We start from the raw sequence: 23293 nt of genomic DNA on the forward strand, positions 1-23293 counted from the left end.
GCGCCGGGCGGGGCGCTACCCGCGGGCCCGCTTCGCGAGGCCCAGGGCGTACTCCGGCCACCACTGACCGGCCCGCGGCCCGCCCCTGCACGTCCCGTCGGACTCGCCGGGCCGCTTGACCCACAGGTAGGCGTCGAGCGAGGGGACGCCGGTGCGGGCGGTGGGCGGGGTGCCGAGGGCGCGGCCCGGCGGGTTGCACCAGGCCTCGGCTCCCCGGTAGGGGCCGTTGCCGTTGCGGCTGCTGTCGATGACGAAGTGCTTGGCGCCGCCGAGTTCCTTGACGAGCCGGTGACCGTAGTCCGAACTGACCTTGTTCGTCAGGTAGTTGGAGACGTTCAGCGCGAAGCCGTCGGCGCGGGCGATGCCGGCGCGGCGCAGTGGGCCGACCAGGCGGCGCGCGTCGGGGATCCAGCCCGCGTTCCCCGCGTCGAGGTACACCTTGGTGTTCGGGTGGCGCTTGAGGCGCTGGACCGCGTAGGCCAGCAGTCCGTACCGCTCGGCCGCGTTCGCGTGCGCGCAGCCCGCCACCAGTTGCGCGACGGCGTCCGGTTCCACGATCACGTACGCGCCCCGGGTGCCGAGGCCCGAGGCGAAGCCGTCGATCCACTGGCGGTAGTGGGCGGCGTCGCGGGCGCCGCCCGAGGAGTAGGCGCCGCAGTCGCGGTGCGGGATGAAGTAGGCGACGAGGACGGCGGTGCGCCGCGCTCTCGCCGCCGCCTCGACACGGGCCCGTACGACGGCGCCGGGCCCGTTGGCGTACAGCCAGGTGGCCTGGGGGCGCCCCGCGATGCGCCCGAGGAGACGGGCGTCGGCGGCGCGGCCCTCGCGCCGCCAGCGTGCGACCTGTCCGGCGGCGGCGGTGTGCGGATCGACCCAGAAGGCGGGGGCCGAGGCGCCCGCGGGGGCCGGGGCCGCGTACGCGGCGCGCGCGTCGGTCTCCTGCGCGCAGCCGGTCGCCGCCGCGCCCAGGAGGAGCGCGGCGGCGACGACGGTCCGGGCCACCGCCCGGGAGGCGGCCCCGGCACGGCGGGAACCGGGACGCGGACGGCGGGAGGACGACGGGGACACCGGGCGGCTCCAGAGGCTCGGCGCCGGTCGGGCCCGGCGCGTTCCCCGGAGTGTGCGGGCGCCCCGCCCCACCGGCGGCGCACACCTCCGCCGGGGCGGGGGCGGTTCACCCATAAATCACTCCGACGGCGGTCCCGAGCACCCCGGCCCCCAAGTGCGGCCCTTGGGCAGGGGTTTGGCGTAACCGCCGACGCGGCTCGTCGTCAGGCCCAGTCCGACGAGCGACTCGGCGAGCCGGACGGCCGCCCCGACGCCGTCCACGACCGGCATGCCGAGCCTCTCTCCGACGGTCCGCTGCAGCCCGGTCATCCCCGCGCACCCGAGGACGAGGACCTCGGCCCCCGCGTCCCTGGTGCGCTCGGCGGCGCGCAGGAAGGCGCGCAGGGTCCGCTCCTCGTCGCCGAGGTCCAGGACGCCGAGCCCGGTGCCGACGACGGCGGCGCAGTGCTGGGCGACGCCCGCCGCGTGCAGGCTGTCCTCGATCTGGCCGCGGGCGCGGTCGAGGGTGGTGACGACGCCGTACCGCCGGCCGAGCAGGCAGGCCAGGTGGGCGGCGGCCTCGGTGATGTCGACGACGGGTACGTCCAGGAGTTCCCTGGCGCCCTCGCGGCCGTGCTCGCCGAATCCGGCCATGACCACGGCGTCGTACGGCTCCCCGGACTCCTGGTGCGTGCGCAGGGTGTCCAGGACGGCGGCGGCCGAGAGGTAGCTGTCGAGCCAGCCCTCCGCGGACTCGACGCCCCAGGCGGGGGTGAGGCCGGTGACCGTGGTGCCGGGGGAGGCCGCGGCCCCGGCGCCCCGCACGATCTCGGCGGTCATCGACCGTGTCGTGTTGCAGTTGGTGACGACGATGTGCATCAGGCCTCCGTCCCGCCGGCCGCGTCGGCGGCGCCGACGGCCCGTTCGGAGCGGCACAGTGCCGCGTACAGGAGGGCGGCCGTCGCGGTCCCGATGAACCACGAGTAGGGCGCGACGGTGTCGAAGAACGGTACGAGCGCGCAGACGGCCGCCATGCCCGCCGTCGGCAGGAAGGCCCACAGCGCCCTGGGGTTCACGCCCTTGGTGTAGTAGTACGCGGATCCCGGCTCGGCCGTGAACAGCGCCGCCGCGTCGATGCGCCCGCGCTTCACCCAGTAGTAGTCGACCGCGATGATCCCGAACAGCGGTCCGAGGAAGGCGCCGAGGCCGCCGAGGAAGTAGTTGACGACGGTGGGGTTGGAGTAGAGGTTCCACGGCGTGACGAGCAGCGCGGCGACCGTGGAGATGATCCCGCCGGTCTTGAAGGTGATCTTCTGCGGCCAGACGTTGGCCAGGTCGTAGGCGGGCGAGACGAAGTTGGCGACGATGTTCACGCCCATCGTGGCGACGGCGAAGGTGAGCGCGCCGAAGACCAGCACCCAGGTGTTGCCGATCTCGGCGACGAGTTCGGCGGGGTCGGTGATGGCCTTGCCGAAGACCTCCAGGCTGCCCGCCGTGACGATCACGGAGAGGATCACGAAGGCCGTCGAGTTGATGGGCAGGCCCCAGAAGTTGCCGCGCTTGACGGTGCGGTAGTCGGGGGCGAAGCGCGAGAAGTCGCAGAAGTTGAGCATCAGGGTGCCGTAGGTGGCGAGGATCAGGCCGATCGCGCCGAACCACTGCCGCACCTGCTCGCCGGTGGAGACGGGGTGCGGGGTCGAGGTGAGCGAGATCGTCCAGCCCGCCTTGGCGAGGATCCAGAGCGCGAGGGCGATCATCACGACCCAGATGGCGGGCCCGCAGAAGTCCTGGAACTTGCGTACGGCCTCCATGCCCTGCGTCATGATCAGCCCCTGGACCAGCCAGAGCGCGACGAACGAGCACCAGCCGAGGGCGTGCAGCCCGAGGAAGGAGTGCTCGGTCCACGACTCCAGGCCCGGGAAGGCCGCGATCAGCATGACGTTGACGGCGATGGAGGCCAGATAGGTCTGGATGCCGTACCACATGATGGCGATCACGGCCCGGATGAGGGCGGGGATGTTGGCGCCCCAGACGCCGAAGCTGATGCGGCTGACGACGGGGAACGGCACGCCGTGGCGCTGGCCGACGCGCCCCATCAGGTTCATGCCCGCGTAGATCAGCACGAAGCCGACGAGGAGCGAGGTGAAGATCTGCCAGACGTTGAGGCCGAGCACCAACAGCCCTGCGGCGAAGGTGTAGTTGCCGAGGTTGTGGACGTCGGACATCCACAGGGCGAACAGGTCGAAGACCTTCCACTTGCGTTCGGCGGTGGGGGCGAGGTCTTCGTTGGTGAGGCGGGGGTCGGGCACGAAGGCGGGGGCTGCTGCGCGTTGGTCGAGGGACACGGGGCCTCCTGGCGGGGGACGGAGGTGCGGCGACTCCCTTTGGTATACCAAGATTTGGTATACCAAAGGTGTGGTCATGTTCCCGCCACCAACGGCGCCCGGCAATGTCCGGGCGGTGACGAATCGGTAAATCGATGCGGGGTTCGGCGATGATAGACACCATGACGACCGTGGAGCAGCCGCTGGGTGCCGTACGCGAACGCGTGCTCGCCGAGCTGCGGCAGGAGATCATCGCCGGGCGCCTCGGCCCGGGCGACCGGCTGGTGGAGCGCGAACTCGCCGACCGCTTCGGGGTGTCCAGGGTCCCGGTGCGCGAGGCGGTCCGCGCCCTGGTCGCCGAGGGCTTCGTCACCTTCGAGACCCCGCGCAGGACCGTGGTGCGCCGGCTGACCCGCACCGATGTGACCGAACTCTTCGAGCTGCGCGAGGCGTTGGAGGTCTACGCCGCCGGGCGCGCCGCGGAGCGGGCCACCCGGGAGGGTCTCGCCGAGCTGAAGTCCCTGCTCGGCCGGGCCGCGAAGGCGACGCGCACGGAGGACGCCGAGGCCATCACGGACATCAACACCCGCTTCCACGACCGCATCCTCGCGATGGCGGGCAACTCCCTGCTCACCTCGGTGATGGAACCGGTCGACGGCCGCCTGCGCTGGATGACCCGGCGCAACGAGGAGTGGACGCACCTGCTGGCCGAGCACCGCGAGCTGTACGAGGCGGTGGCGTCCGGCGACGCGGAGCGGGCGCGGGCGCACGCCTTGGCGCACGTGCGCACGAACCACGCGTCGACGCTGCGCCACCTCTTCGGCGACGGCCTCTCGGCCGACGACGGCCGGCACGGCCCGCCCGGTGCCCCGCCCGACGCCTGAGGAGACGTCAGGCGGGCCGGTAGCGGTCCGTCGCCGCCGCCAGTTCCTCCGCGATCCCGCGCGCCCCCGCGTTGTGCCCCGCGTCCTGGACGAGGACGAGCTCGCTGTCGGGCCACGCCCGGTGGAGCCGCCACGGGATGCCGAGGAGGTTGCCGAAGTCCAGGCTCCCCTGCACCAGCACCCCCGGAATCCCCCGGAGGGAATCCGCGTCCCGCAGGACCACCTCGTCGCCGCCCAGCCAGTGGTCGTGGGCGAAGTAGTGCGTGACGGTCCGCGCGAAACCGGCCCGGAACGCCGCGTCCTCGTAGCGCGGCACGGACCTCGGCGGCGCCGGTACGCACGCCGTCTCCCAGTCCGTCCAGGCCCGCGCGGCGCGCGCACGGACCTCGGCGTCCGGCGACTCCAGGAGCCGGTTGTAGGCCGCGGCGAGATCCCCGTCCCGCTCCCCCTCGGGCACCCCGGCGCGGAACGCCTCCCACGCCTCGGGGAAGATCCGCCCGAGCCCCCGGGTCAGCAGGTCCACCTCGGCGCGGCTGCCCGTGGCGAGCCCCGTCAGGACCAGCTCCGAGACCCGGTCGGGATGCGTCTGGGCGTAGCGCAGGCCGAGGACCGACCCGAACGAGACGCCCCACACCAGCCACCGCCCGATGCCCAGGTGGCGCCGGAGCAGTTCCAGGTCGGCGAGCAGGTGCCTCGCGGTGTTGACGCCCATGTCGGTCGCCGGGTCGCTCGCGGGCGGCGTGGAACGGCCCGCGCCGCGCTGGTCGAGCAGGACGATCCGGTACGCGTCGGGGTCGAAGCAGCGGCGGAAGAAGGGCGTGCAGCCGGACCCCGGCCCGCCGTGCAGCACCACCGCCGGCTTACCGAGCGGATTGCCGCAGGTCTCCCAGTACACGCGGTTGCCGTCGCCGACGTCGAGCATGCCGTGGTCGTAGGGTTCGATGTCCGGATAGAGGCCCATCGGGCGACCCTAACCCCGGCCCGGACGGCGGGTCCCGCGGGTTTTCCCGACGGCCCGCCCGCCGCGCTCCGGCTACTGCGCGCCGGCGTTCCGCATCCGCCCGTACGCGTACACGCAGCCCGCGAGCGCCAGGTCGGAGAGGAGCATGAAGCCGATGGAGTACGAGTCCTTCGCGCTGTAGATCGCCCCCATGACCAGCGGCGGGACGAAGCCGCCGAGGCCGCCGACCGCGCCCACGATGCCCGTGACGGAGCCGACCTGCCGCTGCGGCGTGACCTGGGAGACCAGGGCGAAGACGCTGCCGCTCGCGGTGCCGAGGCCGGCCGCCATGAGCAGGAAGCAGACCGTGCCCATCGGGTTCAGCTTCGGGTCGAAGGCCTGCATGACGGCGAAGAGGGCGACCACCGCGAGGGCGGCCGAGGTGACCGTGGCCGGGTGGATCCGGTCGGAGAGCCAGCCGCCGATGGGCCGGAAGACGACCGTGACCAGGGCGAATCCGGCTGCCTTGGTGCCGGCGTCGGTCGGCGACAGGTCGTACCAGGTCTTCAGGTACGTGGGCAGGTACACGCCGAAGGCGACGATCCCGCCGAAGCCGATCGCGTACAGCGCGGACAGCTCCCAGGTGACCCGCAGCCGCCCGGCGTCGCCGAGCCGGGTGGTGAGGGAGCTGGTGGGCACCGGACGGTCGGGGCGGTCGGTGATGAGGAGCGCGGCGAGCACCGCGTAGGCGGCGAGCGCGACGGCGACCACGACGAACGGCAGGTTCTCGCCGTGCTTGGCGATGCGCGGGGTGAAGTAGCCGGAGAGCGCCACACCGCCCATGCCCATGCCGAAGACGCCGAGCGCGAAGCCCCTGCGGGCGGGCGGGAACCAGGAGTTCACCAGCGGGATGCCGATGGCGAACGTCGTCCCGCCGAGCCCCAGCAGGAATCCGACGGCGAGCATGGCACCGAAGCTGTGCCTCGCCGGGATGATCAGCAGCACCGGGATGATCGTGAGCGCCGAGATCAGCGGGAACATCCGCCGCGCGCCGTAGCGGTCGGTGAGCGCGCCGACCGGGACGCGGCCCAGCGAGCCCACGATCACGGGCACGGCGACCAGCAGCGACTGTTCGAACGAGCTCAGTCCGAGCCGGTCCTTGAAGTCGCTGCCGAGCGGGGCGACCAGGTCCCAGGCCCAGAACGTGAGGGTGAAGCCGAGGGTCGCCATGGCCAGGTTGCGGTAGGCGGCCCCGGAGGGCTTGGCTGCTGCCTGAGTCTCGTCCACCCCCTCACGCTAGGAATCGGCGGGCGGCACGGCCCGCGCTGATGGGCCATCCGGGCGCAGCCCCGCCGCCGTGGCGGCCTCCCGCAGCACGTCCCGCAGCATCGCGGGCGTCAGCCGTCCGGTGAACGTGTTGCGCTGGCTGACGTGGAAGCAGCCGAAGAGGTCAAGCGGCCGCCCGTGCGGACCGCCCGCCAGCGTCACGCGCGCCCCGTGCCCGAACGCGGGCCGGGGCCTTGGCACCGTCCAGCCCGCCGCCGCGAACACCGGCAGCGCGGCCTGCCAGCCGAAGGCGCCGAGGACGACCACGGCACCGAGCCGCGGGGCGAGCAGCCGCAGCTCGTCCACGAGCCAGGGGCGGCAGGTGTCACGTTCCGCGGGGGTCGGCTTGTTGGCGGGCGGCGCGCAGTGCACGGGCGAGGTGATGCGGGTGCCGTACAGGGTCAGGCCGTCGTCGGCGCTCTCGGCGGTGGGGCGCGAGGCGAGGCCGACGTCGTACAGCGCCCGGTAGAGGACCTCGCCGGAGCGGTCGCCCGTGAACATCCGGCCGGTGCGGTTGGCGCCGTGCGCGGCGGGCGCGAGGCCGACGATCAGGAGCGCCGCGTCGTGCGGTCCGAAGCCGGGGACCGGCCTGCCCCAGTACTCCTGGTCGGCGAAGGCCGCGCGCTTGGTGCGCGCGACCTCTTCGCGCCAGTCGACGAGACGGGGGCAGGCACGGCATTCGGTGATCCGTCGGTCCAGTGCGCTCAGGCCGTCCATGCCTCCACCGTAGGCTCAGGCCGCTCGGCGCGGCACGGCGCCCAGGACGGCACGGCGTTCAGGCCGCACCGCGCTCAGGTCACCGCGGCGCCCAGGGCCACGAAGGCGCAGATCAGCGCGAACAGGATGGCCAGCAGCGGCCACACGAACCGCAGGTACTTGTCGTAGCCGACCTTCGCGAGCGCCACGCCGCCGATGGTCACGGCCGTCGTCGGCACCCACAGGTTCATCCAGCCGCTGGCCGCCTGCCAGGCCGTGACGACGACCGCGCGCGAGACGCCGGCGAAGTCGGCGAGCGGCGCGAGGATCGGCATGGCGAGCGTGGCGTGGCCCGAGGTGGAGGGGATCAGGAAGGCGAGCGGCAGGTTCACGATGAAGACGATCACCGCGAAGAGCCCGGAGGAGGTCCCCTTCACGATCCCCTCGATGGAGTGGAGCACGGTGTCCGTGATCTTCGAGTTGTTCATGATCGTCGTGACGCCGCGGGCCAGCAGGATGACCAGCGCGGGCGAGACGAAGTCGGCCGCGCCCTGGATGATCGTCGAGCTGAGCTTCTGCTCCCCCATCCGCGCGACGAGCCCGATCAGGACCGCCGCGCACAGGAAGAGCGCGGCCAGCTGCGGGAAGGACCAGCCCAGTTCGAAGCCGTACGGCTTGGCGTCCGCCTTGCCCGTGAGCGCGCTCGACCAGGGCACCACCGAGAAGATCATGAAGGCGAAGACCAGGGCCGTGGCGACGAGCACCGCCTTGTGCAGCCCGGTCAGCTCGGGCACCTCCTCGGCGCCCCCGGCGGACCGCTCGTGGTCCCGGTCGCCCGGCAGGAAGCCGGACAGGGAGCGCTCGGGGTCGCGCCGGACCCGCTTGGCGTAGCGGATGACGTACGCGACCGTGACGCCGGTCAGGACGATCCACATGGCGAAGCGGAGCACGATGCCGTCGCCGAGCGAGATGTCGGCGGCGGACGAGGCGACGCCCGTCGCGAAGGGGTTCACGGTCGAGCAGAGCACGCCGACGCCCGCGCCGAGGATGATCGCGCCGACGGCGGTCATGCGGTCGTAGCCGAGGGCGAGCATCAGCGGCACGATCAGGCCGTAGAAGCCGAGCGTCTCCTCGGCGAAGCCCTCGACCGTGCCGAGCACGGAGAAGACGACCATGACACCGGCGATGAGCAGTGCGCCGCGCTCGCGCAGCCGGTGCGCGAGCCGCCCGATGCCCCGGTCCAGCGCGCCGGTGGCGAAGACGACGGTGATGAAGGCGCCGATGGCGAGGACGAAGAGGAAGACGCCCGCACTGCCGTACAGCGAGCCGGCGTTGTCGGGCGCGACCAGCGAGGTCTTCTCGTCCTGGATGCCGTAGAGCCCGTTGACGGGCGAGAGGAAGAGGTCGTTGAGGCGGTCGACGAAGGACTGCCCGGAGTCGACGCGGTGGTAGGTGCCCTCGACGGGGGCGCCTGAGCCGTTGCGGTCGTACTGCCCCGACGGCACGAGGAAGGCGAGCAGCCAGACGGCGACGGTGACGATCGCCAGGACGGTCAGGGCACTGGGAAAGGTGAACTTCCGCTTCCCCGGCTTCCCTGACCCTCCGGACGGGCTCTCGGCCGGGTCGCCGCCCACGGGCGTCTCCGTCGTACTCACGCGGCACCACCCCGGGACCCCTCGGCGGCCGACCGGTCGAAGTCGGTGGCGTACTCCCGTACGAAGGCGCACAGGGCGACGACGGTGTTGCGCAGCTCCGAGAAGAGGACGCGCTCGTTCGGCGCGTGCAGGTTGCACATGCTGTCCTGCGCCCCGAAGAGCAGCACCTCGGCACCGGGCGCCGCCTTCGCCAACCCGTTGACCAGCGGAATCGACCCGCCGGTCGCCACGTACGAGGCGTCCTGCCCCCAGCCTTCGCGCAGCGCGGCGAGCGCGGCACGGTAGGCGGGCCCGCCGGTCGCGGCCTCGTAACCGGGCCCGGTGTCACCGGGCGTGACCGTGAGCGGAACCCCGAAGGGCCGCAGCGACCGCAGGTGCTCGACGAGCCGGCCCTGTGCCTCCCTCGCGTCCTGCCGCGGATGGAAGCGGAGGTTCAGCTTGGCTCTCGCGTACGGCACCACGGCGGACGCGGCGTGCTCCACGCTCGGCGCGTCCAGGCCGATGACGGTGATCGCGGGACCGCTCCACAGCCGCTCCCCGAGGCTGCCGCTGCCGACGAGCGGCACCTCGTCCCGCACACCCGCCAGCGAGCGGAACTCCTCCTCCGTGTACGAGGTCCCCTCCCACTCCTCGCGCCGCAGCCCCTCGACGGCGACATCCCCGTGGACGTCGTGCAGCGTGCCGAGTGCCTTCAGCAGGACGAGCAGCGCGTCGGGCGCGGCCCCGCCGAACTCGCCGCTGTGGCGCGGCTCGTCCAGCGTGCGGACCTCGACGGTCACCTCGGACGCGCCGCGCAGGCCGGTGGTGAGGGTGGGGGTGCCGGGACGGAGGTTGCCCAGGTCGGCGATGACCATGGCGTCACAGGCGAACCGCGCCGGGTCGGTGGGCGGGTAGTCGTCGAAGGCGCTGCCGTACTCCTCCTGCCCCTCGATGACGATCTTGACGCCGACCGGCGGCCGCCCCTCGTACGCCCGCAGCATCCCCAGGTGCGCGATGACATTGGACTTGTCGTCCGCGATGCCCCGGGCGCGCAGGCCGCCCTCGACCGGCGTCGGCTCGAAGGGCGGGGACTTCCAGAGCGACTCGTCGCCGGGCGGCTGCACGTCGTAGTGGCCGTAGAGCAGGACGGTCGGCGCGTCCGGGGACGGGGGCGGGATCTCGCCGTAGATCACGGGGGCGGTGTCCGGCAGGTCGAGCCGCTCGACGTGCGGGACCCCCGCGTCGCGCAACAGCCCGGCCAACAGGTCGTGGGCCTCGTGCACCGGCTCCGCGGGGAACCCGGGAAAGGAGATCGAGGGGATCGCGGCGAGCCGTTCCAGGTCGGCGCGGAGCCCGCCCATCAGACCGTCGACGGTGGCTTCGAAAGACGTCATGGGCAGCACTCCTGGGAGTCGCGTGTCATGTCCTCACATCCGGACCGTTTTGTTGTGATGAGTCCGAATTATCGGCGTCCGAGGTCAGCGGTTTCCGGACGGCTCGCCGGGAGGCGGGCAGGCCGCACGGAACCCGGACTAAGGTCGACACATGGCTTCGGAGACTTCAGGGGGCGGCGGAACGGGCCGCGTGCGGGGCAGCGGTCCGGCGGGTGGGAACGTGGTGAGCGAGGGCGTTGCGGGCGAGGGCGCGGCGGTCGAGGAGACGGCGGCCCCGGGCTCGACGGGTGCTGACTCGACGGGTGCTGACTCGACGGGCGCCGGTCCGACGGTCAAGGGCACGACGGGCGGGAGTCCGGCGGGCGGGGACTCCGCGGCCGGGGGCACGGTGCGTGTCGACAGCTGGATCTGGTCCGTGCGGCTGACCAAGACCCGCTCGGCCGGTGCCGCGGCCTGCAAGGGCGGTCACGTCCGGGTCAACGGCGAACGCGTCAAGCCTTCGTACGGCGTGCACGTGGGCGACGAGGTGCGGGTGCGGCAGGCCGGCGGCCGGGAGCGGATCGTGATCGTGAAGCGGCTCATCCGCAAGCGCGTCGGCGCACCGGTCGCCGTGGAGTGCTACGTCGACAACTCGCCGCCGCCCCCGCCGCGCGAAGCGGTCGCCCCCGCGGGCATCCGCGACCGGGGCACCGGCCGCCCCACCAAGCGCGACCGCCGGGAGATGGAACGGCTCCGGGGAGGGGAGGGTTAGTCCCTCACCGGTCCGGCCGGCGCGGCGCCGGGGTCCCCCGTGCACGGAAACGCCTCTGCAACACGCCCTGGATCAAGGCGTGTTGCAGAAGCTTCTCAGCGGTGCGGTGCGGCGGCATGCGATGTGGTGCGGTACGACATCGACGGCCGCGCCTCACCGCCGCAGGCGGCCGATCAGCTTCGTCGTCTCGTCGCGCCCGGCCCACGCGATCCACGCGAGCGGCAGGATCAGGACCAGCGGCGTGGCAGCGTTCTCACCTCCGAGCGCGGTGACGCTGACGATGAACGCGCCGGCCATCAGCCCGATGAACGCCGTGGCGGCGACGGACGAGAGCAGCGGGATCAACAACGCGACCCCGCCCAGCAGTTCCAACGCCCCGATGGTGTACATCCCGGGCGCTCCCCACCCGAGCCTGTCGAAGGACTCGACGGCGGTCGGGTGGGCGATCAGTTTGGGTGCGCCACTCGCCGCGGCGAAGAACACGCCGAGCAGCACCTGCAGGACGCGCAGGGTGACGCGGACGCCCCGGCCCCCGGCGGTGCGGGTGGTGACCCCGGTGGGAACGGTCGCGGCGGGAGTGATCGAGGTGGAAGCGATCGAGGTGGGAGCGGAGGCGGCGGGGCTGGTGGTGGTCATCGTGGTCTCCTCGGTGAACGGGGCCCGTCGGGCTGTTGTGCTGTCCCCATGGAGACCGGCCGTCCACGCAGAACTCATCGCTCCGCGCGACGACTTCAGACCTCAGCTTCAGACGTCAGCTTCAGACGTCAGCTTCAGACGCCAGACTTCACCCGAACGCTGTCACCCTCACCGTGCCCATCTCTGCCCTGCCCTGCCCCGCTCTGCCCCGACCTCAGCCCACCGGAACGGCCCGTACCCAGATCCCGTCGTCCGTCAGGTACTTGTCGACCTTGAGTCCGGCCTCCGCGAGGGCCTCCTCGAACTGGTCCCGGGTGAGCGGCCGGGCGCGGAACGTCTGGGTCCATACGGCGTCGGGGAAGACGTACTCCGCGTGGACCTCGTTCACTCCGTCGCCGACCGGCGTCGCCGAGACGATCCGGACCGTGTAGCCCCCCGGGTCGACCCGCTCCCTCGGCAGGTTCGTGTGGTAGTCCTCGCCCTCCCGCTGGATCAGTACGCAGCCCTGGTCCGTGACGTGCTTGCGGCAGGCGCGCAGCATGCCGCGCCGCACCGCGTCGTCGCCGTTGTGCACGAGGAACGACGCGAGCATCACCACGGAGAACTTCTCGTCCAGGTCGAGCTGCTCGATCGGGCTCCGCACCGTGCGCACCCCGCCGGGGAGCTCGGCGACCTTCTCCAGCATCTCGGCGGACTCGTCCACGGCCGTCACGCGGAAGCCCCGCTCCAGGAGGGGGCGCGTCACCCGGCCCGCGCCGCTGCCCAGTTCCAGGATGTGCGCCCCGGCGGGCACGGCGCTCTCGATGACGTCGGGCTCCTCCCCCACGGACAGGCGCGCGTACAGCTCGACCGCGCAGCCGTCCGGCGTGATCGCCCCGGGTCCCGTTCCCTCGTATCCCTCACGCATCTCCACGCTCATGCCCCGCCAACGAAGCACCTCCCGGTGCCGTTCCCGGCTCCGGCGCCGCGCCCGCCGCCCGCAGCGGGAACCAGCCATGTCCGCCATACCAGTGGCCGCCCGCCCGCAGATGGTCGCCCACGGCCCTCTCCACCCCTGTCCGCCTGGGAAGTTCGGCCACGGGGAGGTCTCCGTCGCCGAAGACGAACGCGACGGGTCCGTGGTCGTCCGGCTCGTCCGCGTATCCGTCGGCCGGGCGGAATCGCTCCTGGAAGCGGACGATGTTCGAGTCCGCGGGCAGATAGCGCTTCAGCTGCGGGTCGAGGAGCCAGGAGTGGCAGACGGCTGTCTCATATCGTTCCTCGGGGAAGTGCCGCGCGAAGAACTCCCGCGCCAGAGCCGTCGAACGGTCGCATGCCTTTGGTGTCAGCGCTCCGCGGAAGTCGCTGATGTGGATGTTCAGACAGGGGTCGCCCGGGCCCGCCGCGTGCCCGGCGGCGGCCGTCGCGCCACCCATCCGCGCCCCCAGCACGGCACGCTGGAACTGCAGCCGCCCCAACTGGTAGAGCTCGCCCCGGAAGTGCAGGGCGATCCACCCCGGTGCGAGGAGGCCGCGGGTGCCGCGCGCCCTGCGGTGCACCGCCAGGTGGCGTCCGAGGTCGGCGAGGGTGCGGCGCGAGACGTCCTCGGGGATGCCCCGGTCGCGGTGGTGGGCCCGGACGTGCTCCAGCGCCGCCACGAACACGTACACGTAGAAGCAGCGCCCGAGCTCCCCCCACGCCTCCGGCAGCACCGGGAGGTGACCGCCGCGGACCGTCCCCATGTCGCGCACGAGGGCGTCCACACAGCGGTCGAGCAGCCACCGCGCCTCCGGGTCCGCCCAGAGCCGGCCGCGCAGCGCCACGAGGGCGTTGATGTCCTCGTGCGGTACGGCGAGGTCGAGCAGCACCTCCGGCAGTCCGTCGGCGTCCGGGAGCACCGCCGCGGCCCGCGGCTCCCCGGCCGCCGCCAGCTCGCCGAGCCACGCGGCGAGCCTGTCGTCCGCCCTGAGCGCTGCCAGCACGTCCACACCTCTTTATCCTGAAGGCAGGAGATGACCTCTGATGATGCGCACAGGCAGTGAGCCGCTGACCGCACGCAGTCCCCTCCGGATGCGCTTCTGGTTCAGCGTATGGGGCCTGGTCTGGGCTGTCTTCGGCACCGTCGCCTTCGCGTTCGCCGGGCGGGCCGGGTGGGCGCTGGCGTGCGGGGTGCTGGCGCTGGTGGTCGCCGCCGACCTGGCGTGGGTGGTGCACCGCATGCGGCAGGGCCCGCACTACCAGCCGGGCCGGGACATCCCGCCGTACGAGCCGCCGGACGCCCCCTAGCGGACCGCGCCCCGGCCGACTCCCGCCGTTTGACCGGCTCTCACCGCCAGACGGGCTCTCGCCGTCCGGCCGGCTGTCGCCGCTCGGCTAGCTCTCGGCGTCCGGCCGCGGCGCGTCGAAGCGGGCCGCCGCCAGGTACTCAGGCTGCGGGTCCAGGGCCGCGGCGAGGCGGAAGTGGCGCCGCGCCCGCTCGGGCCGTGCGGCGCGCTCGTAGGTGCGGGCGAGCGCGAAGTGCGCGAAGGCGTTGTCCGGCTCCCGCTCCAGGACGGTGCTGAACTCCAGCTCGGCGGCGCGCAGTTGCGCGGCTGCGAAGAAGGCGCGGGCCCTCAGCAGCCGGGCGGCCGTGTTCTCGGGGTGGGCGTCGATGACGGTATCGAGCAGCTTCACCGCTCCGCGCGGATCCCGCGCGGCAAGGAGCTGCTCCGCCGCACGGAAATCGATGACATGGGTCTCCGGACTGTTCTCGGGCACGCCGGACTCCTTCCCTCGCTCCCCGCGTTCAACGCCCGCTGTACCCCCGCCTATTCCGGCCCACCCGTTCCGGCCCGCCTGTCCCGGTCCGCCCATTCCGCGCACCGCGCCGCCACGCGCGCGTGATGGGCTCAGCGCGCGGCGAGGGCCAGGACGGTCCCGAGCACCACGAGGGCCGCGCCCGCGCCGACGAACGTCCGGTCGAGGCCGGTGCGCTCGCCGCCGAGCAGCACGGTCTCGCGCGGATCCCCGGTGTCGTACGCGATGCCGACCACGTCCCCCGGGGCGAGCGGCCTGCGCCGGGTGGGCGGGACGGGCGACACGACCTCGACGACCCGGCCGTCGCCCGTCTCGAACTGCAGCGTGGGCCGCTCGGCCCCCGGCGGGGCCGCCTTGACCAGGGCCTGCGCGATCGCTCCCGCAGCGGTGATCCGCCGGGTCTGCCGCAGGCCGTACGCACCGGCCAGGGCCGCGACCAGGCCCCCCAGAGCCGTGAACGCCGCCAGTACGACCACTGCCTCCGCCCTTCCCGGGACGCCCGTCCCGGCCTCTCCCCAAAGACGCGCCCTGCGCCTGGGGCCACCTTCCCGCGGCACTCCCGGCCGCGCTCCCGGCCGCGCTCCCGGCCGACTGGATGCCCTTCGCCGGCTAGCCGCGCGCCCGGCGTTCGAGGTCGGCCCAGACCGCGGCGACCCGTTCCGCGAGCCCCTCCAGCGGGCCGTCGTTGTCGATCACGATGTCCGCGATCTCCAGGCGCTTCTCGCGGGTCGCCTGCGCGGCCATCCGCGCGCGGGCATCCTCCTCGCTCATGCCGCGCAGGCGCACCAGGCGGTCGAGTTGGGTCCCGGGGCTCGCGTCGACGACGACCACGAGGTCGTAGAGCGGTGCGAGGCCGTTCTCGGCGAGCAGCGGCACGTCGTGGACGACCACCGCGTCGCCGGACGCGGCCTGTTCGAGTTCGGCGGAGCGCGCGCCCACGAGCGGATGCACGATCGAGTTGAGGACGGCCAGCTTCTCGGGGTCGGCGAAGACGACCGCCCCCAGCTTCGGCCGGTCCAGGGAGCCGTCCGGGGCGATGACCTCCCGCCCGAAGGCCTCGATCACGGCCTCCAGACCGGGAGTTCCGGGCGCCACCACCTCACGCGCGATCTTGTCCGCGTCGATCAGGACGGCACCGGACGCGGCGAACCGCCGCGAGACTTCACTCTTGCCGGCGCCGATTCCGCCGGTCAGGCCCACCTTCAGCATGACCGGCAGCTTAGGCCCTGGCGTTACGCGTCGCCTTCCCGCTCGGCAAGGAAGCGTTCGAATTCAAGGCCGATCTCGTCGGCGGACGGGATGTCCATGGGCTCGGCGAGCATGTTGCCGCGCTCCTGGGAGCCCGCCGCCGCGTCGTACTGGTGCTCAAGTCCTTGGACGAGGGCCACGAGCTCCTCGTCGCCCTCCTGGATCTGCCGGTCGATCTCGGTCTGGGTGCGGTGTGCCTCGGTGCGCAGTCCGTGCGCGATGGCGGGCAGCACCAGGCCGGTCGCGGCGGTGATGGCCTCCAGGACGGTCAGGGCCGCGTCCGGGTACGCGGAGCGCGCGATGTAGTGCGGCACGTGCGCCGCGACGCCGAGGACGTCGTGGCCTGCCTCCAGGAGGCGGTACTCCACCAGGGAGGCCGCGCTGCCCGGCACCTGCGCCTCGTCGAAGGGGCTGCGGTGGCCCGGGATCAGGTCGGTGCGGTTGCCGTGCGGGGTGAGGCCCACGGGGCGGGTGTGCGGGACGCCCATGGGGATGCCGTGGAAGTTCACGGACAGGCGCACGCCGAGCCGCTCCACGATCTGCTGGACGGCCTGCGCGAAGCGCTCCCACTCGATGTCGGGCTCGGGCCCGGAGAGCAGCAGGAAGGGCGCACCGGTGGCGTCCTGGACGAGGCGGACGTCGAGCGTCGGCACCTCGTAGTCGCTCCATCGGTCGCGCCGGAAGGTGAGCAGCGGGCGGCGGGCGCGGTAGTCGACGAGCCGGTCGTGGTCGAACCTCGCCACCACCTGCCCGGGAAGGCCGTCCGTGAGCCGCTCGACGATCTGGTCGCCGGTTTCGCCCGCGTCGATGTATCCGTCGAAGTGGTAGAGCATGACCAGTCCGGCCGATTCCTGGGCGAGCGCCATGTCGACGACGGCGAGGCCCTTCGGCTCCCATGCGTACAAACCCTGCGGATCAAGCACTGTGACCGCTCCTCCTCGTGTTCGTAGGGAAGAACACGCGCGGAAGCACGTGCATTCCCGGCCACGCGCACCGCGCCGCCACCGGAAACAGCCGTGTTCGTACTCGTGAACGCCCTTACAGGGGCGCCGAGTTGTCGGCACCGGTCCCGTACAGCACCCCGCCAACAGCACGAACCGGCCCAACCCGGTCCAGACCTTGACGCGAACATGCCCCACCCCTACGTTCATGTGCACACCCGTAGTTCATGTACGAGAACTTCGCTACGTGAATACGGGCCGCACCCCTCCCCTCACCTCCACCCTGTGAACCGACGGGAAGGCCACCCCCATGCGCACCCGACGTACCCTGCTGACCGCCCTGATCGCCGCGACGGCCGCCTCCGGAGGCCTGGCCGTGGCCGCCACCGCGATTGCCGCCCCGGCGCCGGCGCGGACCATCGAGGTCTCCACGGCCGCCGAACTGAAGTCGGCGCTGACAGCCGTCTCCCCCGGCGACACGATCCACCTCGCCGACGGAACGTACTCCGGGAACTTCAAGACCTCCGTGGCGGCGAGCGCGAACTCCCGCATCACGCTGACCGGTTCGTCGAAGGCGGTGCTCACGGCGGGCGGCGGCTACGGCCTGCACCTGAACGGCGCCGCGTACTGGACGGTGCGGGGCGTCACCGTCACCGGCGGCCAGAAGGGCATCATGATCGACTCCGCGAGGGGCGTCGTCGTGGACACCGTCACGGTCCACGGCCTCGACATGGAGGGCGTCCACTTCCGGCAGTCGAGCAGCGACGGCACGATCAAGAACTCGCGGATCTACGACACCGGGAACGACGACCGCGGCATGGGCGAGGGGGTCTACGTGGGCAGCGCCAACACGCTCTCCGACAAGAGCGACAACGTGACGATCACCGGCAACACCATCGGCCCGGACGTCGGCGGCGAGGCGATCGACCTCAAGGAGGGCACCACGGGCGGCGAGGTCTCGGGCAACACCTTCGACGGCAAGGGCCTGACCGGCAACAACTACGACGACTCGTGGATCGACGTGAAGGGCAACAACTACGTCATCGAGAACAACACCGGCAAGAACACCACGAACAACGGCTACGAGACCCACTCCCAGCAGTCCGGCTGGGGCTGCGGCACGGTCTTCCGCGGCAACAGGTCGACCCTGACGGGCGCGACGGGCGACAGCCAACTGGCGATCAACGTGACGAACCACAGCGGAAGCTGCAGGACGACGGTCTACGCGAGCAACACGGCAACGGGCGGCAAGGGCCTGACCAACATAACGATCACCCCGTAATGGGAGGGGCCCGGCTGGGGCCCTCTCAGGGGCGCGGGGAACCGCGCGACCAGCCCCCACGGCCCCGCACCCGAAACAGAAGCGGGGCGCGCCGGAAACAAGAAGCGGGCCCGCACCTCCGAAGAGGTGCGGGCCCGCAACCTTGTTCAGCTACAACCGCCTAGAGGCGAGCCTCAGCTCTGGCCGCCGGCGAGCTTCTCGCGCAGCGCGGCAAGCGCCTCGTCCGACGCCAGGGCGCCGGAGTTGTCGTCCGACTCCGAGGAGTACGAACCGCCGCCGCCACCGCCGCCGGAGCCGGCGGCCGGAGCCGCGCCACCGGGAGCCGCGGCACCCTCGGCCTCGGCCTGGGCGTCGGCCTCGCGGGACTTGATGACCTGAGCCTGGTGCTGCTCGAAGCGCGTCTGCGCCTCGGCGTACTGGCCCTCCCAAGCCTCACGCTGGGTCTCGAAGCCCTCGAGCCAGTCGTTCGTCTCGGGGTCGAAGCCCTCGGGGTAGATGTAGTTGCCCTGGTCGTCGTAGGACGCGGCCATGCCGTACAGGGTCGGGTCGAACTCGACGGCCGACGGGTCGGCGCCGAAGGACTCGTTGGCCTGCTTCAGCGACAGCGAGATCCGGCGACGCTCGAGGTCGATGTCGATGACCTTGACGAAGATCTCGTCGTTGACCTGGACGACCTGCTCCGGGATCTCCACGTGGCGCTCGGCCAGCTCGGAGATGTGGACCAGGCCCTCGATGCCCTCGTCGACGCGCACGAACGCACCGAACGGAACGAGCTTGGTGACCTTGCCGGGGACGACCTGCCCGATCTGGTGCGTGCGGGCGAACTGCTGCCACGGGTCTTCCTGCGTCGCCTTGAGCGACAGGGACACGCGCTCGCGGTCCATGTCCACGTCGAGAACCTCGACGGTGACTTCCTGGCCGACCTCGACAACCTCGGAGGGGTGGTCGATGTGCTTCCAGGAGAGCTCGGACACGTGCACGAGACCGTCGACGCCGCCGAGGTCCACGAACGCACCGAAGTTGACGATCGAGGAAACGACGCCGGAGCGGACCTGACCCTTCTGCAGGGTCGTGAGGAAGGTCTGGCGGACCTCGCTCTGGGTCTGCTCGAGCCAGGCACGGCGGGACAGGACCACGTTGTTGCGGTTCTTGTCCAGCTCGATGATCTTGGCCTCGAGCTCCTTGCCCACGTAGGGCTGGAGGTCGCGGACGCGGCGCATCTCGACGAGGGAAGCCGGCAGGAAGCCACGGAGGCCGATGTCGAGGATGAGACCACCCTTGACGACCTCGATGACGGTACCGGTGACGATGCCGTCTTCTTCCTTGATCTTCTCGATCGTGCCCCAGGCACGCTCGTACTGAGCGCGCTTCTTGGACAGGATCAGACGGCCTTCCTTGTCCTCCTTCTGGAGAACCAGGGCCTCGATCTCGTCACCGACGGCGACGACCTCGTTCGGGTCGACGTCGTGCTTGATGGAGAGCTCGCGGCTCGGGATGACGCCTTCGGTCTTGTAACCGATGTCGAGCAGGACCTCGTCCCGGTCGACCTTCACGATGACGCCGTCGACGATGTCGCCGTCGTTGAAGTACTTGATCGTCTCGTCGATCGCGGCGAGGAAGGCTTCCTCGTTACCGATGTCGTTGACCGCTACCTGCGGGGTGGTGGCGGTGGTCTCGGTGCTGCTCGTCATGTGGGTAAGGGCTCCGGTACGGACATTGAAGTCGTAGGTACTGCAACGCCGGAGCCGATTTCGCACTCTGCAGAAGCCGGACAGCCTAGGAAGCGCGACTCCCGAAAAACCGGAACGCGCCTCGACAACCGAGGGGACATACAACAGACGCGAGCGCAGCCTGCTATGTCTGAGGAGCGCAGGCTCGCAGCGCAACTTGTAGCATACGGGGGCTGCCGGGCAGGGTCAATGCGCGAAGGCGCACACCCGGGGCGGATCGCCGCATACCCGGCACAAAACCTGTCGCATGAGGCCACACGGGCCGCATCGCGCCCCCTCACGACGGGATTCGACGGAAGAGTACGACGATGGAGCCGATCATCCAAGAGTCCGAGCTGCCCGAGCCCGAGGCCACCAGGCGTGATGCCGACGTCACCGAGAGCAGCCGCGCCAACCGCGGCTGGTGGGACCGGAACGCCGACGAGTACCAGATCGAGCACGGCACGTTCCTCGGGGACGACCGCTTCGTGTGGGGCCCCGAGGGGCTCGACGAGGTCGAGGCGGAACTGCTGGGTCCGCCGGAGGATCTCAAGGACAAGGACATCCTGGAGATCGGGGCCGGTGCCGCGCAGTGCTCGCGCTGGCTGCTCGCCCAGGGCGCGCGCCCCGTCGCCCTCGACCTCTCGCACCGCCAGCTCCAGCACGCGCTGCGGATCGGCGGGAACGTTCCCCTGGTGCAGGCCGACGCGGGCGTGCTGCCCTTCAAGGACGGCTCCTTCGACCTCGTCTGCTCCGCCTACGGCGTGATGCCTTTCGTGGCCGACCCCGTGCTCGTTCTCAAAGAGGTGCGGCGCGTACTGCGGCCCGGCGGCCGCTTCGTCTTCTCCGCGACGCACCCGGTCCGCTGGGCCTTCCCCGACGAGCCGGGTCCGGAGGGCCTGTCCGTATCGGCCTCCTACTTCGACCGCACTCCTTATGTGGAGCAGGACGACGAGGGCAACGCCGTCTACGTGGAGCACCACAGGACGATCGGCGACCGGGTGCGGGACATCGTGGCCGGGGGCCTGCGGCTCGTCGACATCGTGGAGCCGGAATGGCCCGCCTGGAACACCCAGGAGTGGGGCGGCTGGTCCCCGCTGCGCGGAAACCTGATCCCGGGGACGGCCATCTACGTGTGCGTACGAGACTGAGTACGTGACCGGTCTCCGTAACGACGCCCTGGACCTCCCCGTACGCGACGCGCTGCCCGCCCTCCGCACCGCTCTGGAGGGGCCGGGCAGCGCGGTGCTGTGTGCCCCGCCCGGGACGGGCAAGACGACGCTGGTGCCGCTGGCGCTCGCGGGCTTCCTCGACGGGGCGGCCGGGGCCGCGCGCCGGGTGGTCGTCGCCGAGCCGCGGCGGATCGCCGCACGGGCCGCCGCGCGGCGGATGGCGTGGCTGCTCGGCGAGAAGGTGGGCGAGAGCGTCGGATACACGGTGCGCGGCGAGCGTGCGGTGGGGCCACGCACGCGCGTGGAGGTCGTCACGACGGGCGTCCTGCTGCAGCGGCTGCAGCGCGACCAGGAGCTGACCGGCGTCGACGTCGTCATCCTCGACGAGTGCCACGAGCGGCACCTGGACGCGGACACCGTCGCCGCCTTCCTCATGGACGTGCGGGCCGCGCTCCGTCCCGAGCTGCGGCTGGTCGCGGCGTCCGCGACGACCGACGCCGAGGGCTGGGCCCGGATCCTCGGGGACGCGCCCGTGGTCCGGGCGCACGGCATCGCGCACCCCGTGGACGTGGTGTGGGCGCCGCCCCCGCGCGCGGTGCGGCCGCCGCACGGGATGCGGGTGGATCCGGCGCTGCTGACCCATGTGGCGTCGGTGGTGCGGCGGGCGCTGGCCGAGCGGGGCGGGGACGTGCTGTGTTTCCTGCCCGGGGTCGGCGAGATCGCGCGGGTGGCCGGGCAGCTGACGGGCCTCGGTGACGTGGAGGTGCTGCAGGTCCACGGGCGGGCCCCCGCGGCGGTGCAGGACGCGGTGCTGACCGCGTCGCCGCGGCGGCGGGTGGTGCTCGCCACGGCGGTGGCGGAGTCGTCCCTGACGGTGCCGGGGGTGCGGGTCGTCGTGGACGCGGGCCTCGCGCGTGAGCCCCGGGTCGACCACGCGCGCGGGCTCAGCGCGCTGACGACCGTGCGGGCCTCGCAGGCGGCGGGACGCCAGCGGGCGGGGCGTGCCGGGCGTGAGGCGCCGGGTGCCGTGTACCGGTGCTGGGCCGAGGCGGAGGACGGGCGGCTGCCGCGTTTCCCCGCTCCCGAGATCAAGGTGGCCGACCTCGCCGCGTTCGCGCTGCAGGCGGCCTGCTGGGGCGATCCCGACGCCTCGGGGCTCGCGCTCCTGGATCCCCCGCCGCGGGGCGCGATGGCGGCGGCGCGGGACGTCCTGGTGGCGGTCGGGGCGGTGGCGGCGGACACCGGGCGGGCCACGGAGCGGGGGACGCGGATGTCCCGGGTGGGGCTGCATCCCCGCCTGGCACGGGCCCTGTTGGACGCGGCCCCGCGCGTGGGGGCCCGTCGGGCGGCCGAGGCGGTGGCCCTGCTGAGCGAGGAGCCGCCCCGTGACTACGGCGACGACCTCGCGGGCGCCTGGCGCACGGCGCGGCGGGGCGGGGACGCGTACGCGGCGCGCTGGCGCACCGAGGCCGGGCGCCTCGCCTCGTCGGCGCCCGGATCGGAGGCCGGGGCGGGCGCCGGGCCGGGCGACGAGTACGTCGCCGGGCTCGTGGCCGCGCTGGCGTTCCCCGAGCGGGTGGCGCGGGACGTGGGCGGCGGGACGTACCTCATGGCCGGCGGGACCCGCGCGGAGGTCCGCCAGGGATCCGCGCTCTCCGGGGCGCGGTGGCTGGCCGTGGCGGTGGCGGACCGGCCGGTGGGCGCGGGGCACGCGCGCGTGCAGCTGGCCGGGCACGTCGACGAGGACGTGGCACGGGAGGCGGCGGCACCGCTGCACCGCGAGGGCGACGAGGTGGCCTGGGCGGGCGGTGAGCTCGTGGCGCGGCACGTGGAACGGCTCGGGGCCGTGGAACTGGCCGTACGCCCCCTGAAGAGCCCCGCTCCGGCTCTGGTGCGGGAGGCGCTCCTGACGGGCCTGCGCGAGGAGGGCACCGGGCTCCTGAACTGGTCGCGGGGCGCGCGGGAGCTGCGGGAGCGCCTGGCGTTCCTGCACCGGCACCTCGGGGCGCCCTGGCCCGACGTGTCGGAGGAGGCGCTCCACGCGCGCGTGGACGAGTGGCTGGAGCCCGAGCTGTCGCGGGCCGGGCGCCGGGCCGACCTGGCGAGGATCGACGCGGGGCAGGCGCTCGGGCGGCTCCTGCCGTGGGCGACGGGTGAGGCCGCCCGCCTCGACGAACTCGCCCCGGAGCGCCTGGAGGTGCCGAGCGGGTCCAGGATCCGGCTCGACTACTCCGATCCCGGGCAGCCGGTGCTCGCCGTGAAGGTGCAGGAGATGTTCGGGCTCGCGCGGACCCCGCGCGTCGCGGACGGCACCGTACCCGTCGTCGTCCACCTGCTGTCCCCCGCGGGCCGCCCCGCCGCGGTCACCGCCGATCTCGCCTCCTTCTGGCAGACCGGCTACCGCGCGGTCCGCGCCGACCTGCGCGGCCGCTATCCCAAGCATCCGTGGCCCGAGGATCCGGCGACGGCCGAGCCGACCCGGTTCACCAAGGCCCGGCAGGCCGGGCGGAGCCCCGGGGCGTAGGGCCCCGGGC

At 72.6% G+C, this 23293-nt stretch carries 22 protein-coding genes; 6 read left to right on the forward strand and 16 right to left on the reverse strand.

All coding sequences use genetic code 11. From position 1 onward, the window contains the following. Positions 1-15: 15 nt before the first annotated feature. The 3 genes from ACZ592_RS31335 to ACZ592_RS31345 all read right to left on the reverse strand — a co-directional run bounded on the left by ACZ592_RS31335 (position 16) and on the right by ACZ592_RS31345 (position 3392). Positions 16-1002, reverse strand: coding sequence for a glycoside hydrolase family 6 protein (locus tag ACZ592_RS31335; RefSeq protein ID WP_471585046.1), 987 nt, complete (start codon positions 1000-1002; stop codon positions 16-18). A 183-nt stretch (positions 1003-1185) separates the two neighbouring features. Next, positions 1186-1926 (reverse strand): aspartate/glutamate racemase family protein, encoded by a 741-nt coding sequence (locus ACZ592_RS31340; protein WP_471585047.1) that lies wholly within the window; start codon positions 1924-1926, stop codon positions 1186-1188. Continuing rightward, complete coding sequence (locus ACZ592_RS31345) at positions 1926-3392, reverse strand: NCS1 family nucleobase:cation symporter-1 (protein ID WP_471585048.1); 1467 nt, start codon at positions 3390-3392, stop codon at positions 1926-1928. The genes ACZ592_RS31340 and ACZ592_RS31345 overlap by 1 nt, the downstream gene beginning before the upstream one ends. Before the next feature lie 161 nt (positions 3393-3553). Between ACZ592_RS31345 and ACZ592_RS31350 the strand changes: the two genes are divergently transcribed. Next, positions 3554-4255, forward strand: coding sequence for a GntR family transcriptional regulator (locus ACZ592_RS31350; RefSeq protein ID WP_471585049.1), 702 nt, complete (start codon positions 3554-3556; stop codon positions 4253-4255). A 7-nt stretch (positions 4256-4262) separates the two neighbouring features. Here the strand turns inward: ACZ592_RS31350 and pip are convergent, their stop codons facing one another. From pip to ACZ592_RS31375, 5 genes are all read right to left on the reverse strand, one after another. Further along, the gene (pip, locus tag ACZ592_RS31355) at positions 4263-5216 is read right to left on the reverse strand and encodes a prolyl aminopeptidase (protein WP_471585050.1); all 954 of its coding nucleotides are present in this window, start codon (positions 5214-5216) and stop codon (positions 4263-4265) included. A gap of 72 nt (positions 5217-5288) precedes the next feature. Next, complete coding sequence (locus ACZ592_RS31360) at positions 5289-6425, reverse strand: MFS transporter (RefSeq protein WP_471585111.1); 1137 nt, start codon at positions 6423-6425, stop codon at positions 5289-5291. A gap of 66 nt (positions 6426-6491) precedes the next feature. After that, the gene (locus ACZ592_RS31365) at positions 6492-7238 is read right to left on the reverse strand and encodes a uracil-DNA glycosylase (RefSeq protein ID WP_471585051.1); all 747 of its coding nucleotides are present in this window, start codon (positions 7236-7238) and stop codon (positions 6492-6494) included. 74 nt (positions 7239-7312) lie between these two features. Then, the gene (locus ACZ592_RS31370; RefSeq protein WP_471585112.1) at positions 7313-8851 is read right to left on the reverse strand and encodes a YfcC family protein; all 1539 of its coding nucleotides are present in this window, start codon (positions 8849-8851) and stop codon (positions 7313-7315) included. Between the two features lie 17 nt (positions 8852-8868). Next, on the reverse strand, positions 8869-10245 hold the full coding sequence (locus tag ACZ592_RS31375) for a M20/M25/M40 family metallo-hydrolase (protein WP_471585052.1): 1377 nt from the start codon (positions 10243-10245) through the stop codon (positions 8869-8871). Between the two features lie 151 nt (positions 10246-10396). Between ACZ592_RS31375 and ACZ592_RS31380 the strand changes: the two genes are divergently transcribed. Next, positions 10397-10996, forward strand: a complete 600-nt coding sequence (locus tag ACZ592_RS31380; RefSeq protein ID WP_471585053.1) for an RNA-binding S4 domain-containing protein — start codon at positions 10397-10399, stop codon at positions 10994-10996. 153 nt (positions 10997-11149) lie between these two features. Here the strand turns inward: ACZ592_RS31380 and ACZ592_RS31385 are convergent, their stop codons facing one another. The 3 genes from ACZ592_RS31385 to ACZ592_RS31395 all read right to left on the reverse strand — a co-directional run bounded on the left by ACZ592_RS31385 (position 11150) and on the right by ACZ592_RS31395 (position 13509). After that, entirely contained in the window at positions 11150-11632 is a 483-nt protein-coding gene (locus tag ACZ592_RS31385) for a DoxX family protein (RefSeq protein WP_471585054.1), read from the reverse strand. 214 nt (positions 11633-11846) lie between these two features. After that, positions 11847-12539, reverse strand: a complete 693-nt coding sequence (locus tag ACZ592_RS31390; RefSeq protein WP_471585113.1) for a class I SAM-dependent methyltransferase — start codon at positions 12537-12539, stop codon at positions 11847-11849. Next, positions 12532-13509, reverse strand: coding sequence for an acyltransferase domain-containing protein (locus tag ACZ592_RS31395; RefSeq protein ID WP_471585114.1), 978 nt, complete (start codon positions 13507-13509; stop codon positions 12532-12534). The genes ACZ592_RS31390 and ACZ592_RS31395 overlap by 8 nt, the downstream gene beginning before the upstream one ends. Positions 13510-13636: 127 nt before the next feature. Between ACZ592_RS31395 and ACZ592_RS31400 the strand changes: the two genes are divergently transcribed. After that, positions 13637-13897, forward strand: coding sequence for a DUF6343 family protein (locus ACZ592_RS31400; RefSeq protein WP_471585115.1), 261 nt, complete (start codon positions 13637-13639; stop codon positions 13895-13897). 87 nt (positions 13898-13984) lie between these two features. Here ACZ592_RS31400 and ACZ592_RS31405 read toward each other — a convergent pair whose 3' ends face one another. From ACZ592_RS31405 to ACZ592_RS31420, 4 genes are all read right to left on the reverse strand, one after another. After that, positions 13985-14368: a tetratricopeptide repeat protein gene (locus ACZ592_RS31405; RefSeq protein ID WP_471585055.1), complete on the reverse strand. Its 384-nt coding sequence runs from the start codon at positions 14366-14368 to the stop codon at positions 13985-13987. A 131-nt stretch (positions 14369-14499) separates the two neighbouring features. Beyond that, positions 14500-14883: a hypothetical protein gene (locus tag ACZ592_RS31410; protein ID WP_471585056.1), complete on the reverse strand. Its 384-nt coding sequence runs from the start codon at positions 14881-14883 to the stop codon at positions 14500-14502. A 133-nt stretch (positions 14884-15016) separates the two neighbouring features. Beyond that, positions 15017-15616, reverse strand: a complete 600-nt coding sequence (gene coaE, locus ACZ592_RS31415; RefSeq protein ID WP_471585057.1) for a dephospho-CoA kinase — start codon at positions 15614-15616, stop codon at positions 15017-15019. 23 nt (positions 15617-15639) lie between these two features. Next, complete coding sequence (locus ACZ592_RS31420; protein WP_471585058.1) at positions 15640-16578, reverse strand: PAC2 family protein; 939 nt, start codon at positions 16576-16578, stop codon at positions 15640-15642. Between the two features lie 328 nt (positions 16579-16906). Here ACZ592_RS31420 and ACZ592_RS31425 point away from each other — a divergent pair, with 328 nt between their 5' ends. Next, positions 16907-17878 (forward strand): right-handed parallel beta-helix repeat-containing protein, encoded by a 972-nt coding sequence (locus ACZ592_RS31425; protein ID WP_471585059.1) that lies wholly within the window; start codon positions 16907-16909, stop codon positions 17876-17878. A 173-nt stretch (positions 17879-18051) separates the two neighbouring features. On the opposite strand, the gene rpsA is transcribed toward ACZ592_RS31425, so the two are convergent. Then, positions 18052-19569, reverse strand: a complete 1518-nt coding sequence (gene rpsA, locus ACZ592_RS31430) for a 30S ribosomal protein S1 (RefSeq protein WP_471585060.1) — start codon at positions 19567-19569, stop codon at positions 18052-18054. Positions 19570-19916: 347 nt separating this feature from the next. Here rpsA and ACZ592_RS31435 point away from each other — a divergent pair, with 347 nt between their 5' ends. Together ACZ592_RS31435 and hrpB are read left to right on the forward strand one after the other, a co-directional pair. Continuing rightward, positions 19917-20738 carry a class I SAM-dependent methyltransferase gene (locus ACZ592_RS31435; protein WP_471585061.1) on the forward strand — a complete coding sequence of 274 codons (822 nt, stop codon included), beginning with the start codon at positions 19917-19919 and terminating at the stop codon, positions 20736-20738. Positions 20739-20742: 4 nt separating this feature from the next. Continuing rightward, the gene (hrpB, locus tag ACZ592_RS31440; RefSeq protein WP_471585062.1) at positions 20743-23283 is read left to right on the forward strand and encodes an ATP-dependent helicase HrpB; all 2541 of its coding nucleotides are present in this window, start codon (positions 20743-20745) and stop codon (positions 23281-23283) included. The last annotated feature ends 10 nt before the right edge of the window (positions 23284-23293 follow it).

Source organism: Streptomyces sp. NPDC040622 (assembly GCF_055593965.1).